An 18,214-nucleotide genomic window follows, 5' to 3' on the forward strand; every position below is an offset into this window, starting at 1 on the left:
ATATGTGGAATGATATTTCTACAGCAATAGGAACCGCTAAAAGCGCCAACCTTTCGGGAACATCCGCTGGGAACGACCTCTATGAGTGCTACATTTGGGCATTGGTCCTTGAGGCAGCACAACGAGAGGGAGCTACAATTCAATTGATTACACGGTCCGGCTCCCCAGTTAGTAACTTTTGGTTTCGAACAGCGCCTTCATCGATATTCTCGACAACGCATGATTACTGCCACGCTCAAATACACTTCATTGGACGCCCTACGCTTGAGGCACACGTCGGCATATTTGTATCGGGAAAGTCAAAAGTAAAACATGAATGTGATGTCGCTGTAATTCATTCAGACGAGGCCACTATATGCCGAAGTGAAAACGTAAACCCGCGATCGAGTAAGGTACTTATGGCGATCGAATGCAAATACTATCTCAGTAGTAGTTTAGGGGTAAACCTTGGCCGTTCCTTTCTTGGTTTGGTCGACGATATCTACACAAATAACCGATATTTTGTGTCTACACAAAACACTGGATCGGTGGACCGGCTTTTCTCTCGCCACAAGAAAGAATACGAAATTGGTTTGTCGCCTATGACGCCCGACTTGGAGATTAGGCTTCGTGGTTCCTTTGAAAAGGTGTTTCGAAATTTTAAGACTGGATAGATTCACCTTAGTTATTGTTCTGCAATTTGAACGACCTCCGAGATTTTTCAGGAGACCTGGGTAAGGTGTTGTCGGCTTTTTGTCCGGATGATCATTGCCTCACTAAAGAACTAAGCCCAATTGTAGCTATAATTTTCGAGCTACTGCATATCGTAGGAAGAACATTTGCCTAAACGATCTATTTCTCAGAGGATCGGAGACCAAGCCGAACACCTCGCCCAAGGAGCTTTTCTAGATTCTTCAAACTGGATTTGTAGAACCCAGTCGCATGACTTTGGGGTTGATCTGGAAGCAGAGCTTATCGACATCATCAATGGCGTCGAAGAATTGTCCGGCGCACTCGTGAAAATTCAAGTCAAAGGAACGCTCAAGCCGATTCTCAGGGACCGCGGTTATTATATCCGATTAAAGACGGATTATCTCAAGTACGCTAACCAGTTTAGAGTTCCGGTAATCCTTCTCTTGGTGAACGTCCTCAGCAAAGAAATCCACTACCTTTGGCTGCAGGAGTACATACTCGGCAGGGAAGATATCTTGTACGGGGCCAAAAGTGTTTTGGTTAAGGTTCCCAGAGAAAACGCGCTCAATCGTTCATTCGATCATCAGCTTCCAGAGATAGCGCTGGGCGTGACTAACGGCGCTCAGTTGATGGCCGTCCAGAAACTTTTTGAAGTGTTTTCATCAAAGTATGATCAGAAGGCAATGGAATTGGCTTCGGGTCTCCTTGAGCATCTTGGTGAAGGGGGGCACGTTTCAATATTCAATGGGGCCATAAACAATCTGATCAAACGAGGCCCGCACCTGTCTCGAATAGGCTCACAAGAGTTTGGGAAAATCCTAGCCGACCTTACTCGTCGTTTTGGCGACAAGTTGGATGCAGACCAAGTATTAAAGATGGTTGTAAGGGGCGACTCCTACTCTCTTGCCGGCCTCGACGGGCTGCTCGGTCTCTATGACGGGTTCCCCGACCACGCTAAGTCGCTTGATCTGGCAAGCCAGTTCGATAAACTCGGTCTCCACCAATTGAGTTGGTATTGCCGCTTTCGAGAAGCGCATGCTCAGTTGGATTCTATGAGTATTTGGCTCCAAATTTCCCAAATTGAAACTGCGTTCGAAACTAAGGCTGGAGTCCTGTTTATCCCTGAGGAAGAACGTGACTATTGCAGTATGAAATGGCCCAATAGAGCAGACGCAGTCTACATTCAGTCGCTCAAACTACGAGAAACTTAGGCCATTCAAATACTACTTACACTCTGGCACAAAATCTCCTAGGCGTCATATGGGTACAAAAACGCGCTATAATCCATCGACTTAGGACCGCTTGGTGCAAATGGAAGACCACAATGCATTCACTTTCCTACATAAACGAGTCGGACAAAATGGCCGCCTAAGGCCAAAAATCTAACCCCAAGGATCCGAGCAAAACTGGAGAATACTTGGGGCTCAGATCCAAGCACAAAATGACGGAAAGATGAATGAGTTATATTTCCACGTCAAACAGCGCCATCTTGATTGTTAGAATTAATCAGAATGATTCGCGCACGGCACTTTTTAGGTACTTCCAACCGTGATCGCCCAATTCATTGGTCAATATTTTTAGCGAACGCTCCACATATTTCGCCATACAATGGTCTTCCACACAGTTATCAATCAATTCTATAGAAGTTTTTTTACGAAGCCCCGCTTTAGACAAAGACTCGCAAGATACTGTACTTTAACAAAAAAATTTCCGCGTGGGCTTCTGGCGTAAAAAAACCGATTATTACGCCGCGCCCCTTACGCTGCACTGCAACTCTCACTACAATGCCTAACAGGTACGGTAAGAACCGAGACAATCCGTGCGGTGCCCCCCTAGATTAGCGATTGGCGTCGCTAAAGGGGGTCACCGAGATAGGCCAAGAATTTGCTAACCCATGGTCTGTCTCCTTTCTCTCATTTTTTGGCAGGTTTTCCAATGGGAAAATTTGGCATTCAACAAATGAAAAAGGTAAATAGGATGGAATCTATCCATAGACGCCCAGAAGTAGAGAAACAAACAGGGCTATCGCGCAGCACGATCTACCAACAAATGTCCGAGGGAACTTTCCCGAAGCCCATTCGCATCGGTAAGCGTGCTGTTGGTTGGACGGGGAGCTCAATCTCGGCATGGCTTGCGGATCGAGCAAAAATCAACGCCAATTAAAATGGCCCCGCTGTTCAGGGCGGGGCCTAGGCCATATTCACACATTATTTATAGCCTCGCCCGCCCTCTTTTGCAAATGCAACATGAGGTATTTTAAATGGTATACGACCACTTCTCTAGAAATTCGGTACAGGTTTTTGACTGCTACAATGCGCTTTTTGACCAGCGCATTGCAGCACTCAAAAACGAATTCCGAGATATTGACGTTTGGCCAGTCAGGGCAATTATTCACGTCCAACTTAAGAAATGCAAATGGCCCAAAAAGGTTGAGTATCATGCACCCAAGGACATTGCATACGACTGTCTAAAATTGGGCACTCACCCGACGAGGCGCATGAGCGAACATCAAACCTCATATTTATGCATTCGTTATGGCCATACCACGGCACAAGCGAAATTTGTAGCCCCTCTGGCCTGCGAAGGATGGGGGTAATCATGGATATTCAAAGACTTACGGAAGATCTTGGCGGCAGGTGGCACGGAAGCTACGGGCTGGCCTATTGCCCTGCACACGACAACACTCGGACCCCTGCCCTGTCGCTAGCCGAAGGAACGGACAACCGACTATTAGTGAAATGTCACACTGGATGTACGTTCACAGAGGTTTTGGACGCCCTACGCAGACGCGGACTAATAGATCAGGGCAGGAGTGACTCGACGCCGAATCCATTGGTACAAGCGCAACGTTGGGCGAAAAAACAAACTGATGCTGCCACAAGGGCAGCACAGGCAAGACGCCTTTGGACCGAGGCAAAACCCATAGCGGGCACTCTGGCAGAGGTCTATTTAAGAAAGCGCGGCATCACCTGCTTCCTTCCCGAGTCTTTGCGTTTTTCTCCATCATGCTGGCACGCATCCGCCCAGCGGTATCCGGCACTGGTTGCCATGATCGAGGGGGCCGAAAGCTTCGCAGTACATCGCACCTATCTTGCGCCGGATGGTACAGGAAAGGCCGCAGTGACGCCCTCAAAAACGATGCTCGGTCAATGTGCGGGTGGAGCTGTTCGCCTTTCAGAGGTGCAAGGACCGCTTATCATATCTGAAGGAATCGAAACTTCTCTAAGTCTAGCAAGTGGCCTTTTTCGCGGCCCTGCAAGCGTCTGGGCCGCATTATCCACCTCTGGAATGAAATCTTTGCGCCTGCCCCAGCATCCATCGCAACTGACGATTGCTTCCGATGGCGACAAAGCGGGCAAAGAGGCATCGTACGCCCTAGCTGAGCGAGCAACGGCTCTTGGCTGGAATGTGGCCTTACTCCCTGCCCCCAATGGGCTGGATTGGAACGATTTTTTGAAAGGAGGTGCTTTATGAACGCACCGCAACCCATCCCGTTCAAGGCCGAAGGGCCACACCCCCTATTGCACGAATTTCCAATAGGCGAACCATATCCTGTGGCCTCCCTTGGACCGCTGCGCAACCCTGTGGAAACGGTTTGTGGCATGACCCTTGCTCCCATCGCCATTCCGGCACAATCGGCCCTGGCTCAAGCATCCTTGGCTTTACAGGGCCATGCCAATGTCGAAACACTGGGTGGTGACCGCCCCCTTTCTCTATTCGCCCTAACCATCGCTCAATCGGGCGAAAGAAAATCGAGCTGCGACGCCCTGCTGATGGCCGCTCTGCGCGATTTCGAACGAGAGCAAGCCTGCGCATGGCGAAATGATTTAATCGTAGCACAAAACGCCCAAGCCCTTTGGAAAGGCGAACGAGACCGCATTTTGCAGAAAGCAAAATCGGACAAAGGGGAGAAGCGTAACGAGGCGCAAGCCAATCTCGACGCGTTAGGTGCTGAACCGCTTTTACCGCCATCCTCTGACCGGACAGTTACAGAACCGACCTTTGAGGGCTTGACCCGCAAGTTTGCCGAAGGACAACCGTCACTTGGTATATTCTCGGATGAAGGTGGGCAATTCCTTGGTGGATACGCCATGAATCACGAGAACCGGCAAAAAACACTAGCAGCACTAAATGATCTTTGGCAGGGAAATCCGATCAGGCGCACGCGGGCGGGCGACGGCTCTTTGACGCTTTTTGGGCGAAGATTAGCCGTACACCTTATGGTACAACCCTCTGTAGCACGGGCTTTCATGTCTGACCCAATGGCAGCGGATACGGGTTTCTTGCCAAGGTTTCTAATATGTGAACCGGTTAGCACTATCGGCACTAGACTACATGCTAGAACAACTCGAAACGATGCCGCACTTGCTGACTTCTCGAGCAAATTGAAACACATTTTGAACGCTCCTATGCCAATGGACCCTGAGACTCGAGAATTGACGCCACGCATTCTACCCCTTGCCCCAGCGGCTCGATCGCTTTTGGTGCGCTTTTCCGATGCGATAGAGAAGCAACAAGCCAAGGGTGGAGACTTGGCGTATGTCACAGGCACCGCGTCAAAAGCGGCGGAACAGGCGGCGCGCATCGCAGCTGTACTGACACTTTGGGGCGACCTGAACGCACCCGAGGTTTCCGCGCATTATATGGCGAACGCTATCACACTGGCCCAATTCTACCTAGGCGAGGCCCTTCGCCTGTCAGATGTGGCGACCGTATCTTTGGACATCGAACGGGCTGAAGTATTACGAAAATGGCTATTAGAATCGTGGGAATTCCCCGAGATTGTCATTCGCGATGTTATGCGACTTGCACCTATTCGGGCATTGCGTGAGAGCCAAAAGGCGAAAGCATCGATAAAACTCTTGGAAGACCACGGATGGCTTGTTCGACTGGAACCCGGCACTGTGGTGAATGGTTCAGCACGAAAAGAGGCATGGCGCATTGTGAGGCATCAAGATGTGGTTTGATGTGCAAACGGCACTTGCAGAAATCGAGGGGGGCAATGCGCCCCCTTCCCAAAAACGAGAAAATTCAATTCTTAAGCCTTGTGTCGCCGTTGTCGCCGTTGTCGCACTCCCCCACTCGTCAAAACTAGATACTTTTCCGGCACACAGACATCAGCCGGAAGCCTATCCTCATCCGGAAGCCTATCCTCATAGTGTGTCGATTGGTGGCTGGCCCAAAACATGGACGGGGCGCATAGTCTCAATGGCCGAATGGCAGGACCTGAACGAATGGGAACGGAATGGGCAAAATGGACGGCACTGGAATGGTCTCACGCGGGAATGGAATGACGTTATTGAAAAGTGAACCGTCACAGGTTTTCGTGCAGTCGCACCTAATTATCAAACTCCCCAGATATAGGCGCAACAAGGTCAGTTCGGTGTGGTTTAGACGTGCCGGAGCATACAACCCAAACCTCATGATCAGCTTAAATAAAATGGATTTCGTCACAAAAAAAACAGCGAGCACATCTTGAGAGCTTTTCCTATATAATCGCAAGATTATGGCTTGAATGCGAAAGGGGAACAGCTAGTGGTGATAACTGAATTATCCGAAGGATTCCGCGGTTCTTATTTGCCTTCACAAATTACAAAACCGTTTAAAATCTACCCATAATTCTGTTGTCAAACGATGATTGGTATGCGGCGGAGTTGCTCTCAATAATCTTGTTGAATTGATGCTGCTTGCAATAATTCGTTGAAGATGGAATTCACTAAACGAGCCGTGCGAAATTAGTAGCTGGCAGTTGGTCATTTTGACATCTGCACTGGCTGCTGATTGCGGCTAACTTGGCGCTTGCTGCCCTTTGCTGCCGTTCATCGTGCCTTCGGGATGCTGCACTGCGGCCAGTCGTACCTGCCATTCGCTACACGCGCGCCATGACGTTTAGTGGATTGCACAGGCATTCGATTCAGCCTTTCAATTTCAGCTTCCTGATCGTCAGCTTTCGGCAATGCACCCACTCTTCAGGCCAAACTGCACTGTTGCCTGATCCCTCCAGTTTTGGCGCACATGCCGGAGGCCGCCCGTATCTTTTCCAGTCATAAGACTTTTGTTATTATGTTGCTGTCAAATTTTGGCCTGCAGATCAAACCTATCCCGCATTAAACTCGTTCCAACGTTCTTGAAATTTGGATGCGGACGGTCCGTCTTCCGGAAGTTCCAGCATCTTTTCCTGCAGGTCAGGGTAAGCGAGTTTGACATTTTTTTGCATTGTGACGCTCAAAGTTTTTGGGTCCACCGCAATCAAACCTGCGTCGAATAGCCGATGAAGGTCTGCTCGCAGGACAATCGAGTTTGCCGCACGCATCTCTCCAGATTGTGCGTGTGGAACGATGTGTGCCGCTTCCAGAACTGTAACTAGAGTCGTGCCCGAGATGGCACAGCGATTGCCCCAAAGGGCGAGGGCATCGCGTCTGAATTGCAGTTGACCCGGCCGCGCGAGACGTCTTGCGGTTTCGTATGCTCTTGCAGCGGAGCTATCAAAATCGCCGTCTCGCTCAACGTCCCAGATTGCGAACCCGTTGCTTTCCAGCATGTCAATAATTGGGTCGGTATGCCAATTCTGATGAGGGATATTTTTGGCACGCAATGCTGCCTTGCCTATCGCTTTTGCATCCAACTTTTCACCATGCCAAATCAAAAAGTACCGCCTGCTTCGTCCAGCATTTAGTTCCCTCATCCACGCGTCTAAGTCATCAGCTTCTTGATATTCAGCGATCCCTTCTTCGATATCAGTATTGGAAATTTTCTGCAGTAGATCTGAGAGGGTATCTGGTCTGGTGTTTGGCCGATTCATAGAGGTTCTCCTAGTTGGTTATTCAGCTTTAAGATGCAAGTCTTACTCGGCGGCAGATATTAAATCCAACTAAAGGCACATCTTGAGCGTTATGAAATCGACCAAATACCTGCGCGATTGTCTAGGGGGAAATCAAAGCGGCTATTTTGTTTGTCTTTCGGCAATCGCTATACGACCTCGGCGTCGTCTTTCGATTTCGCGCCCGCAGCGAAAGCCCGGAAACCGCCCTTTGTGTCGATCGACGTGAACGGCCCATAGCTGCCATCCGATTGCCATTCCCGATGCTGCAGACGCAGCCCGTATTGCGGACATTCGTACATCTCGCGGCGTTCTCAGGGAGCCGATGACCGGTTGCCGAAGCTGACGCCAATCCAGCCCGACAGCAGGCGATCAGAATCTTCGTCCAGACGTAATAACCCGATCGCCCGCACCGCCGTTCATAAGCGCAGAGAGGCAAAGTGCTTCTGGCTCCGCCTGCCGATTTTCGTGGGGTGTTGGTAGTGTATGAATATCCATTTGGCCTTGACTTCAGCCAGAACTCGTGGGGACACTTACATAGTATCGCTGTGCCGTATCACCCAGTCAGAAAGAACGCGCAGGCTTAATTTTAAACCGAAAAAGGAGAGCATTCATGGCACTTAAACCAGGACCAAAGCCGGTAGCAAAATCAACAGGGAAACCAGATCAGCGCCGTCGTGATAACAAAACCACGCCAGGGAATACACCCTCCCTCAAACCTAGCAAATCTAGCAAGCCCCCAGAAAAGAAATGAAAGAGAACTCTCGTTAATTTGCCCTTCTAGTCCTGCAAGCCGATCACTTCTACGCTGAACGACAAGTCTTGGGACGGAAAGGTAGGTTTGTCCGGCTAAGGCTGATCCTTATCGGTCGCGGCCGATTGAGCAAGAGACCGCAAAGCGCAGCAAACGGCCGGTCAGCATGTTGCCATGCTCAGGTAGCTGACATGGTTCCTTTGTTATCCCCAACCTGGTTGGGCGTCGCTTCCGGCCCTTACGACTAACCGGTGAATAGGTGCCGTAGAACATCCTGAGCGATGTCCAAGGTGGGAATTGCCAGCATGGCTTATCCCCCAACTCCAAAAGCCAGGGAGTAAATCCGTGCGCGCTTATAGGTATGCATCATACCATCCCACCACTCTCTAGCGAGAAAGTCTATATAATCACCATGCTTCGAGAACATCTGGGCTCTGACGTTTGGCCTATGGCCCTGCAACGGAATGCTTGCCAGACTCCCCACTTACTATTTATCAATATACGGTTTTTGAAGCATTTTTTGCAAACCAGAAACGGAAGTCCTGTTCATACCTTTTCAACCCAACATAAACTTCTTTAACTCCAGACGTCTCATCATAACTTTTGCTTGATTTGTATTTTGAGAAACTCACCCGGTAAGCAAGGGACTGACGACAAGTTTTGAGAATTTCATCCAACCATTCCCGATTGGCCCACAAAATTTCGCCCTCATCCTGGTATCTGCCCCCTCTACCTTCTCCGTCAGGTTTCCACGATCCCCAGACCTCACTCTTGAGGGCGATACTACCTTTGCTATCAAGCCATCGGCGGTCGTTTTCGTCCGATCTTAGTCCAAGAGCTTTATTGATCGTATGCCCCAAGCGTGGCCGCGCGATTGCACCCCTAGTGGCCCACTCATCGCTCGCATCAATGCCAATGGGATACGTTTCCGGATCCCATATCAGCGGGGCGAATGCGCTTTTGGTGCTGAACCGATCACTGCGTCCATCTGAGCCAAATCGTGGCAACCAAAGTTCATGATCAGGTAATTTTGCCAAGCTCGCGCATTGGCCGATCATGCCACGGTTTCTTGTTAAAGCGGACGTATAGCTAACATAGACTCCGTCAACTGACTTCCAGTGGCCATACAGAGGCAAAAACTGATCCTCTACGCTCGGGCTCAGCCCAACTTTTGCCAACAACTTGTCTTGGGCAACGAGCGTTTCTTCGTATCCTTTGCGTTCGCCCAACAGATGCTCAAGGGCAACTTTAGGAACGTTGTCTTTATGGTCAGATAGCCAAGAACCGTCTCTAAAAGAAACGTCCAGCTCCTTTAAAAAATCTCGCCACGGATTAGCATCTTCACTATCGCAACTATTACGCACCACTGGCTGGATCTTCGCTCGCTGTGTCGCAGCGCTAATAAAGGCGTGTCTCTGAACGTGCTCACGATAAGATTCATATCGATCATCCCGATCGTAACTGTAGCTAATTTTGCCCGGGAAATCGTTCATGTCTTTTGCGTTAGGCCAGCGCTTAACAACGTCGTCAGCTATACAATCGATTGCTTCATTTTCAGAAATTCCAAACAGCCTCGCTAGTTCAGAAACTTTGTATTTGTTGAATTCATAGTCGAAATCGAAGTTCAGCCGACGTTGCTTTTTCTGCGGCCACCCATCGCGTTCGATGACCCCTTGAGGCGGGGTTTCAAGTTCTTCCCAGAGTTTTTCGAGCTCCGGGTTTTGTGTTACTTTGCCTTCAATATTCTTTAGGCACCGCAAGAGATGAAGTCTATTCAGAGCATGCAAGTCCGCACGTTTCAAAAGGGTCGCAAGTTTCGACTTATAGACCATGAGTTTGTCGCCGTGGTGCAACGCTGCCCGCGCCAATCCCATCAAAAGCCATTGCTGCGCATTCAGGAATGCAAAGTGATGATCCTCAGAGGCTAAAGCGGGGTTCTCCACTTGATCGAAGCAGTCAATTAGACACCCGACGTCCTTCACCAAGCCAACATCAAGCATGCCCTTTATGCTTCTTCCTGCGTTCCATCTGACAAATGCATCATCAGAGCCAAGAAGATGCCAAATGATATCAGCTAACAGATTGCCCTCATCGTCCTTACCCACAAACGCGGCGCGATAGGCACCTTCGCCTATCTCATCGCCGACATTGGCAGCGGGGCTGGATAGTAAGTTCTCGAATGCATCTAGGGCCGCTGATGGAGTGGCGTGTGTCGATAGAGCGGTGGCGACCTGAAGCCATTCGTCTCCACTAAGTTCGAGACGTTCCTTCGCGATGATTTCAATGACAGTTTGCATAACAAACTTCGGATCATCGTACATTTGCGACATACGAGAAATTTGCCGTGGAATGCCGGAATAACGAAGATTAAAAAGCTCCGAACCTTTGAATGCAAAGAACTTTTCTATCAGGCGCTTTGTCCCGTTCCTTACATGAGTCGTGCTACTGCTCCATGTTTCGACGCACTGGATCATCAGTTCAAGAACGGCTTCAAAACTAAGTTCTGTTGACTCGCAGATAGCCTCTAGGAATTTGACGCGCTTCTCATAAGGGCACGTCCTTTGAATTTCTTCTAACAGACGCTGCCGACTTCCAAAGTCCAACTGCTTATTGCCTTGTAGATCTTGAATAGATTTATCTAGCGATAACACGGACGCAGGGTCGCATTGAGCCACAATGGCATTGAAAGCATCTTCATTTGCTTGTTTGTCGGGACGATCTTCGTCTACCTGAAAGCTGAAATCGCTTCCGGTTTGGTGGCTGCTGTTTCTAGCATTTTTAACGTCACGCCTTATGCGGGCTGCCTCCCGCCGCCCTTGCAGGCGATCCTTTAATCCATTTTCATTAAGCTCGTCAAAAGCTTCAATACAATCAATTTGGCTTTCCCATAACCCTTCCCATCCGCCAAAGCTGTGCTCACCTTCAAGCTTGTCAGACACAAGTGAAAAAATTGCCTTTCGGCTCTCTGGCTTAGCGACTGAAAGTAAATCTTTGAGGCCTGTACCTACCTGCCATTCATGCCAACCATGATCTTCACATAGGGTGAGCAGCACAGCAGCGCGCCGTGGGTCTAGGCGACCCTCTTTTGAAAGGAGACAAGCGAGCTGTGGAAGGCCATAGGAGTAGTCAACGACATCCTGATCGTTCCAACGCATCAGCTTGTAAATCGCGGGCAGGCCAACGGATGAAGCTGTAGCGCGGCCAAAAAGCGTCCAACCAAATTTCGATGGCTCATGCTGGAAGATCGTGTGGCAAAGGTTCATCAGCCGATGTGATAGTTTAGGTTTGATCCAGCCCCCCGGCTGTTCGGCTGCGTAGTGTAAAATTGAGTAGACTAAATCAAAATCATCGCTACCCATTTGGTCAAGTTGAGACAAACCTTGAGCGTAGTATTCCCTCGCCTCTTCTGTGCTCATAGGAAGCAACGATAGTGCTAAATCTCGATAGGAATCGCCGCGTTGCTCGATAAAGTCATCTTTTAGAATTTCTCCAGACAACGAAGTTGCAAAAGCACCGGTCACGTCCGCCAAGTTGGAGCGCCTAGCAATAAGAGACAGCAATCCCAGTTTCTCGCTAACCGAAAACCGATTTGCACCAACGATAGCTATAAGCTCTTCTGCTTCGCTTTTTTCAACATGATCGCAATACCGCAGCAGGACCCTGGCAAACCCAATACCAACTCGTCGAGCAGTTTCGTCTCTTCCGCCTTCAGCCCTCCAATGGATGTCTGGCCTGAGTACTGTTTTCCAAATAGCCAAAAAGCTAGCCAGTGTTTCATTTGAAAACGTCTCTTTCGCAAAAAGGGCAGCCTCAATTGGCTGGGCTAGCTTCAAGACGCATGCAGCTCCTTTTACAATGCTCTCTTGTTCGCTGTGCGAAAACTGTTTTTGCTTCTCTGGCTTTGATGGCTTTCGTCGATTGTGCTGATGTTTGATTACAGTCAGACTATCGAGAAACGAACCCAATTCCGCTTCGGTTGTTATCGATTTTGCTTTTTGACCCATTTTGACATCGTTTGGCAGAAGATGGCGAAATGAAAGTGCCTCACCAGATGACCAAGCAGCTACACAAGCTGCATAGACAGGAGACCATATCCTGCTCATACCGTGTCGTTCGCCATAGTCATAGCTCGACGGTCTTCGGTGTGGGGACAACCCAAAAAGCCGTTGTGCAGACTGTCGAGAGTTTACAATGAGGCAGCTCATTGCTGCGCTAGTTACGGAACCTTGTAGCTCCATATGGTGATCATGGTTATCTTTATAGCTTTTGTTTTTCATTTGTAGCGACAGCACACTAGCAGCACGTGACACGGCTTTGAGTTTAGACTTATGGAGACCGCGCTCAGTCGAAAGCAAACCAATTTGTAAGGTTATCGACTCGCACTTTTTCGAAGCAGCAAACTCCGCGAGGTTTTGCAAAGGCTTGCCTCCGACTGCTATCTCATACTGCGCGCAGAGCGAAACCAGCTCATCAACGACTGAGCGCGCAAATTGAGAATTCCAAATCTTCATATTCCTATTAAACGATGAGAAATTATTCTCGAGCACGTTAAGGAATATGACCGCTGCAATATCAGATGCTCCGTACCCTGATTTTTTGTGTCTTACGTCTTCGTCGTTGTTATTGAGATACCAGTTGAGCCATCCAATCGCTCGTTGTTGATGGATGCGCGCCTCGTCCAATTCTTCCGAAAAGCTGTAGGCAACTATAAGCCGCGTATCACGCGCACCACGCCAACCTGAACGATCATTGAAAAGGCGTCGAGAGGCATCGGAATCTCCAAGGATGGTTGCCAAAGCGGGAGAACGACGGATAAATTCATCTCCCCGCGCGTTAGCTGAGGCCACCTGTGATAATTGCATCGCCAAACTTAAAACACGGTCCAAGTCCGTGTCCCGCGTAGCAAGCGAGAAGGCCGCGTTCAGGCGCACCAATTTCAAACGACGTTGACCGTATGCTGACGCTACGGCAGCAGGGAATTGATCGGAGAACGCAAGTTCATAGGCCCTTTTGCCGTCGCCAATAACTACAAGAAAGTGGGGCAGTGCCTCTGCAGCGTATATCGATCCTTGTTGACCATCCTGAAGTCTTTGTGCGATTGATTGCTGAGCAGCGAGCTCGCCAGCATATTGGTCTTTGATGTATGTCTCAGTGGGCTCGTCGCGGAATATCGCGCCGTGTTTGACCAACTCGAGCATGGGAGCAAGATCAGAAGCCGCGCTATTTATTTGAGATTCAGACCATCCAAGCGCCTTAGCCAATTCGTTCAACGGAATGGGTGGTGGCAATAGCGAAAGCGCGGCGAAAAATTCGTGGACTTCAGGTTTGTTCCATCCAGCCAAATGCAGATCCCGAAATATCGCATCGCATTTTTCTGCTATCAAAGCTTCTACAGATATTTCTGTCTGAATTGCACTGCCGGAGACATTAATGTCCCAGCTTTCATCGAGATACTCAAGAACGCGGGCATTGCCTTGCGACCGAGCCAGTGCGGTAGAAAACTCTACGTCCGTCATGTTTTTGCGCCGCGATGCAAGGAACTGCCGCGTTTCTTCTCTCGAGAACGGTTTTAGCTCAAAGCTTTCGGTTTGGCTGTTTCCGACAACGCTGTCCATTCGATGAGGACGCGCGGTTAGCAACAGCTTTACGCCATCAATTGGTTCCTCACTGAGTGATGCAAGAAGAAGCCGGGGGAAGGCTGTTTGGTCACGCGCATTTGCTTCTAGCTGTGCATTGTCGGCAGCATCAAGAACAACCAGCACTCCTCGAAGCGATGATTGTGTCTTAACAGTCTCGCTTGCTTGCTTGAGGCGCTTACGTGCAACACTAACCAAAACAATCTGATCACCATCGGTCGGTAGCAATGGATCGCAGAGACCGCGCGTCGCAAGTTCGTTAATAATCTGAAGTAGCCCAACCTTCGGCAAGTGACGTGCTTGAGCTTCTGAACGATATCCTCCGCCACCAAAACAGTCAAAAATCACGACCTCGAAGGTATCCGAGAAGCTCGAGGCAAGGCTTTGGATGAATACCGTTTTTCCAACACCTCCGTCCGCATGTAGAAAGACAGGTAAACTGCAATCAATTATCTTCCTTTTGACTGCTTGTATGGCATCACGCTCAACAAGACCTGTCACTCCTACGAAGCGTGTTTCCGCTGGAAATAGTTGGTCCTCGTCACACTCAAGAGCATCGAGAACATCTTCGCGCCTGATGGAGTTCCTACCTTGCCCCTCGATCTGCGATTTCTCACGGACGAGCTCTGTGAGCGCAAATAGTCTTTTTGCTGCGTGCCCGGCAGATTCAGCCGACCAATCGCTGACTGTTCGACGCAATGTGCGATTTTGTGAAGGAAGATCGATGGTCGAAGCGCGAAACTCAATTAGTGGGAAGATTTCTTCTGCAACAATTTGCTCATCATGGCACCATTCTTTGAGGTAACGTAGTTGCTGTGCTGCTCCGGGCGCCTTTGGCAGCGCACCCGACTTCAAACATGATATCGCGCTCCAAAGATCGTCAGAAAACTCAGCATTCGTTACAAAACCGAATGAGAGCTTTTCGGAAATTTCCTCATCCTTTGCGCTTTTCCGATAATCCCGTAACGTTGCCGCAAATTTCTTGATGGTTTTTTTGAGATATGAAGAAGTAACAGAATCGGATGCCGCCTTGTATTTGAACTGCAATATTTGCTGCGAGGAACAAGTGGCGAATGTATCGCCGCCCCCGTAAAACAGAATAAGATCGGCAATCTCCTCTGCCTCTCTACCGAGCTTCATCTCTTCGTTGGGAGAGAGCCCTTCGACGATAATTGAGAACAAGTTGTCTTTTGGGAAAACAAGTTGAAGTGCGCGCCTAGCGGCCCACCGCTCATGAAATGTATGGCCTGCACGTGATGCCCGAACGGTATCAATTTGCTTTGTAGCTTTGGCCAAACCCGCCCTCCATTTATAATAGCAACGTTATTAAACTCTTGCACACCACAGAGGAACTGCAAAGCGTCCATGCTATTGGCACTGGCGTCAGAAACTAGACATGGTCAAGGTTTTAGGAACTGGCAGCACTCTTTGAGAGTATATTGTCTACCCGGTCTTTGAGGTTGGGGAAAAACGTGAGGTTAAACGCCCAAGCCCAAAGTCCGCATTTGCTCTAGCACCAAAAAACTTCGCGGTTGCAGCGAACTTCTGCTTTCCGCCCTTATAACCCAATACTCTTCAATCGATGACTACTGTTTTGAGCCGCTAAAGTTCAAGTTCGAAAGCTAAACCAGAACCATTCAACCACAGGCTTATGCTTCCCCCGTCATCGTAGATTTTCGTTAGATAGCGCCTCGCTTCTGGTCCATTTTTCATTGCCGCAAATAGCTAAAAAGAAATTCTCAGCTCCAGAATTAGAAATACTGTTCCACGCAATTCCAGTAGGTTCCTTTGTGAGATGGGGGACATCGTGGGGGACTGAAGCGAAGTAATTCACATAAAAATCAGCAAAAACAATAACTTACTTCTTAGTTATGGCGGAGGAGCAGGGATTCGAACCCTGGGGACCCGTTAAGGCCCGTCGGTTTTCAAGACCGGTGCATTCGACCACTCTGCCACTCCTCCGACTTCGCACGTGTTAACGAGGGTTTTGTGATTCGAAAAGCCCTCAGTTGAGCGCAGAAAATCGCGCATTGGTGTAGGACAGGCTTTTCATGTGCCCAAGGCTTGGTTAGAGTGGCGGCAAAAGACACTATAGGTGTAATAAAATCAGGCGAATTGCCACCAGTGCATTGTACGAAAAATGGACCAAGGCATTGGGAAAGAAATATAAAAATAGCCAGAAACTGGCGGTTACGCGTGCAAACGCGGACGATAGAGGGCGAAGCATGTTGGGACAATCGTATATCAAATTTGCCGTAATCACGGCCTTGAGCTTTGGGCTTGTGGGTTGCGTCGAAAATACGGGCACAAAAAATAACCCCGGAAAATCAACATCAGGATCAACAAGAACCGTTGAAAATGATGTCGAAGCACCGGAGGTTTTTCAAGTCACCGAAGAGGGGCTTTGGGATGGCCGCCCGTCACTGGGTGGGGTTTGGGTTGCACATCCAACCGCAAAAGACCCTGAGCGGGTTTTAATCCGGAATGAGGCAAACGGCAAGTTTGTCATTGGCGCTCTTTTCCGAAAAGAACGTGAAACACCTGGCCCCAAACTTCAGGTTTCCTCGGACGCGGCAGACGCCATTGGGATGATCGCCGGTGCTCCCGTCCAGATGAGCGTTACCGCTTTACGGCGTGAAGAAATTACGATTGAAGACCCCGACGAGAGCATAGAAATGGTTGAGGTTTCGGATGGAGAGGGCGTGATCGCCGCTGAAGTTACGGAAACCGCGCTCGATCCAATTGCATCCGCTTCTGCGGCGCTTGATGCGGTAGACAGCGAAGTAGCACCAGTGATCGCGGCAATGCCAGCAGCGACACCAAAACCTGCTTTATCGTCGACGAAAAATACCTCCGAGCAATCCTTCCTACAACTTGGGATTTACAGCATCGAAGCCAACGCAAACTCAACCGCAGAAAAAATGCGCGGCGCGGGCATGATCCCAACGATCAAGAAACAAACCTCCAAAGGGAAAACTTTCTGGCGTGTGGTTGTTGGCCCTGTGGGCGGAAAATCCGAAAAAGATGCGTTACAAAAATCGGTGACCGCACTGGGCTATAGCGGCGCCTACTACGTATCGAACTAAATCTAAAAAGGGGGAGCGTCATGCGTTTGTTCAATAACCTGCGATCCGAAATTGGGCGCCGATCCGTAATAACCGGATTTTTGACGCTTCTTCTCGCGCTACCCGCCGCTTTTACGGCACAGGCGCAGAACTACGATACGCGCGCCCAAAGCGCGTATGTATTGGACCTTACGACGGGTACAGTGCTTCTTGAAAAAAATGCCGACATCCCTTTGCCACCAGCGTCAATGTCAAAACTAATGACGATTAATATGTTGTTTGAGGCCCTACAGGACGGGCGCGTGACCATGGACACGGTTTTTTCCGTATCCACGCGTGCGAAAAACATGGGCGGCTCGACAATGTTTCTCAACGAAACCGACCGCCCCACCGTTGGCGAATTAATTCAAGGCATCATTGTGTTGTCTGGAAACGACGCGTGTGTCGTTGTAGCTGAAGGGCTTGCGGGCACTGAAGAGGCCTTTGCTCGCCTAATGAATGACCGCGCCAAGGCACTCGGGATGAATAATTCAACTTTTGAGAACGCCTCCGGCTGGCCTGCGCCCAATCAACGTATGAGTATGCGGGATCTTGGCTCATTGGGGCAACGGTTGATCACGGAATTTCCTGAATACTATCATTTCTTCGCTCAGACAGAGTTCGGCTATGACGGGCGGGCACCAGACAACCGCTTCAATCGCAACCCGTTGCTCAAACTGAACATTGGCGCGGACGGCCTAAAAACGGGGCACACAAGCGAAGCGGGCTATGGACTTATTGGCTCTGCCCTTCAGGGCGATCGACGGGTTGTATTTGTCATTTCTGGCCTTAACAGTGAAAAAGAGCGCGCAGAAGAGGCGGAGCAAGTGGTGAACTGGGCCTTTCGGCAATTTGTTCTAAAGACATTGGCCAAAAAAGACGAGATCTTGGCAACCGCCCCCGTGTGGATGGGCAGTACACAAACTGTCGATCTGATCGCCCCAGAAGACCTGCAGATATTATTTCCAGCTCTTGCACAGGGCGAAATTCAGGCAGAAGTAGTATTCAATAGTCCGATTCAAGCGCCCGTCAAGGCGGGGGACGCCCTCGCCGAACTCGTTTTGACGCTTCCCGACATGCCCCAAACCCGCTTGCCCCTCGTCGCCAAACAGGACGTCCTTGAGGGCGGTTTTCTCCCTCGGTTGCGCTCGAGTTTTTCAATTCTGTTTAATCGCTTCACGGGCGACACGCTGGGCTTGTCCATCTGAGCCTAGAGGGCTAGGTTCCG

At 49.6% G+C, this 18,214-nt stretch carries 10 protein-coding genes and 1 tRNA gene; 8 read left to right on the plus strand and 3 right to left on the minus strand.

Features of this window, described 5'->3' with window-relative positions; genetic code table 11:
- Nucleotides 1-818: 818 nt before the first annotated feature.
- The 5 genes from AB9F27_RS13050 (at nucleotide 819) to AB9F27_RS13070 (ending at nucleotide 5,982) form a co-directional block, all read left to right on the plus strand.
- Nucleotides 819-1,883: a DUF4365 domain-containing protein gene (locus AB9F27_RS13050; RefSeq protein ID WP_369757824.1), complete on the plus strand. Its 1,065-nt coding sequence runs from the start codon at nucleotides 819-821 to the stop codon at nucleotides 1,881-1,883.
- Between the two features lie 766 nt (nucleotides 1,884-2,649).
- Nucleotides 2,650-2,835, plus strand: a complete 186-nt coding sequence (locus AB9F27_RS13055; protein WP_369757825.1) for a helix-turn-helix transcriptional regulator — start codon at nucleotides 2,650-2,652, stop codon at nucleotides 2,833-2,835.
- Between the two features lie 435 nt (nucleotides 2,836-3,270).
- Nucleotides 3,271-4,146, plus strand: a complete 876-nt coding sequence (locus AB9F27_RS13060) for a toprim domain-containing protein (RefSeq protein ID WP_369757826.1) — start codon at nucleotides 3,271-3,273, stop codon at nucleotides 4,144-4,146.
- Nucleotides 4,143-5,639, plus strand: a complete 1,497-nt coding sequence (locus AB9F27_RS13065; RefSeq protein WP_369757827.1) for a YfjI family protein — start codon at nucleotides 4,143-4,145, stop codon at nucleotides 5,637-5,639. The genes AB9F27_RS13060 and AB9F27_RS13065 overlap by 4 nt, the downstream gene beginning before the upstream one ends.
- Nucleotides 5,629-5,982, plus strand: coding sequence for a hypothetical protein (locus AB9F27_RS13070; protein WP_369757828.1), 354 nt, complete (start codon nucleotides 5,629-5,631; stop codon nucleotides 5,980-5,982). Before AB9F27_RS13065 ends, AB9F27_RS13070 begins: the two co-directional genes overlap by 11 nt.
- 787 nt (nucleotides 5,983-6,769) lie before the next feature.
- On the opposite strand, the gene AB9F27_RS13075 is transcribed toward AB9F27_RS13070, so the two are convergent.
- Nucleotides 6,770-7,474, minus strand: coding sequence for an HNH endonuclease (locus tag AB9F27_RS13075; protein ID WP_369757829.1), 705 nt, complete (start codon nucleotides 7,472-7,474; stop codon nucleotides 6,770-6,772).
- A 631-nt stretch (nucleotides 7,475-8,105) separates the two neighbouring features.
- Between AB9F27_RS13075 and AB9F27_RS13080 the strand changes: the two genes are divergently transcribed.
- Complete coding sequence (locus AB9F27_RS13080; RefSeq protein ID WP_369757830.1) at nucleotides 8,106-8,246, plus strand: hypothetical protein; 141 nt, start codon at nucleotides 8,106-8,108, stop codon at nucleotides 8,244-8,246.
- A gap of 494 nt (nucleotides 8,247-8,740) precedes the next feature.
- On the opposite strand, the gene AB9F27_RS13085 is transcribed toward AB9F27_RS13080, so the two are convergent.
- Nucleotides 8,741-15,178, minus strand: coding sequence for an NACHT domain-containing protein (locus AB9F27_RS13085; RefSeq protein ID WP_369757831.1), 6,438 nt, complete (start codon nucleotides 15,176-15,178; stop codon nucleotides 8,741-8,743).
- A 576-nt stretch (nucleotides 15,179-15,754) separates the two neighbouring features.
- Nucleotides 15,755-15,844, minus strand: a tRNA-Ser gene (locus tag AB9F27_RS13090).
- 263 nt (nucleotides 15,845-16,107) lie between these two features.
- Here AB9F27_RS13090 and AB9F27_RS13095 point away from each other — a divergent pair.
- A complete protein-coding gene (locus tag AB9F27_RS13095; protein ID WP_335585698.1) occupies nucleotides 16,108-16,968 on the plus strand; it encodes an SPOR domain-containing protein in 861 nt (286 codons plus the stop codon).
- A gap of 20 nt (nucleotides 16,969-16,988) precedes the next feature.
- Nucleotides 16,989-18,194, plus strand: a complete 1,206-nt coding sequence (locus AB9F27_RS13100) for a D-alanyl-D-alanine carboxypeptidase family protein (RefSeq protein WP_335585699.1) — start codon at nucleotides 16,989-16,991, stop codon at nucleotides 18,192-18,194.
- The last annotated feature ends 20 nt before the right edge of the window (nucleotides 18,195-18,214 follow it).

It is taken from the genome of Falsihalocynthiibacter sp. CO-5D18, from assembly GCF_041205445.1.
Classification (GTDB): Bacteria; Pseudomonadota; Alphaproteobacteria; order Rhodobacterales; family Rhodobacteraceae; genus Falsihalocynthiibacter; species Falsihalocynthiibacter arcticus.

Bases quoted from the DNA above. Each gene is read 5' to 3' on its own strand.
- AB9F27_RS13095 (WP_335585698.1), top strand. From the start codon at position 16,108: ATGTTGGGACAATCGTATATCAAATTTGCCGTAATCACGGCCTTGAGC.
- AB9F27_RS13100 (WP_335585699.1), top strand. From the start codon at position 16,989: ATGCGTTTGTTCAATAACCTGCGATCCGAAATTGGGCGCCGATCCGTA.
- AB9F27_RS13055 (WP_369757825.1), top strand. From the start codon at position 2,650: ATGGAATCTATCCATAGACGCCCAGAAGTAGAGAAACAAACAGGGCTA.
- AB9F27_RS13065 (WP_369757827.1), top strand. From the start codon at position 4,143: ATGAACGCACCGCAACCCATCCCGTTCAAGGCCGAAGGGCCACACCCC.
- AB9F27_RS13075 (WP_369757829.1), bottom strand. From the start codon at position 7,474: ATGAATCGGCCAAACACCAGACCAGATACCCTCTCAGATCTACTGCAG.
- AB9F27_RS13060 (WP_369757826.1), top strand. From the start codon at position 3,271: ATGGATATTCAAAGACTTACGGAAGATCTTGGCGGCAGGTGGCACGGA.
- AB9F27_RS13080 (WP_369757830.1), top strand. From the start codon at position 8,106: ATGGCACTTAAACCAGGACCAAAGCCGGTAGCAAAATCAACAGGGAAA.
- AB9F27_RS13070 (WP_369757828.1), top strand. From the start codon at position 5,629: ATGTGGTTTGATGTGCAAACGGCACTTGCAGAAATCGAGGGGGGCAAT.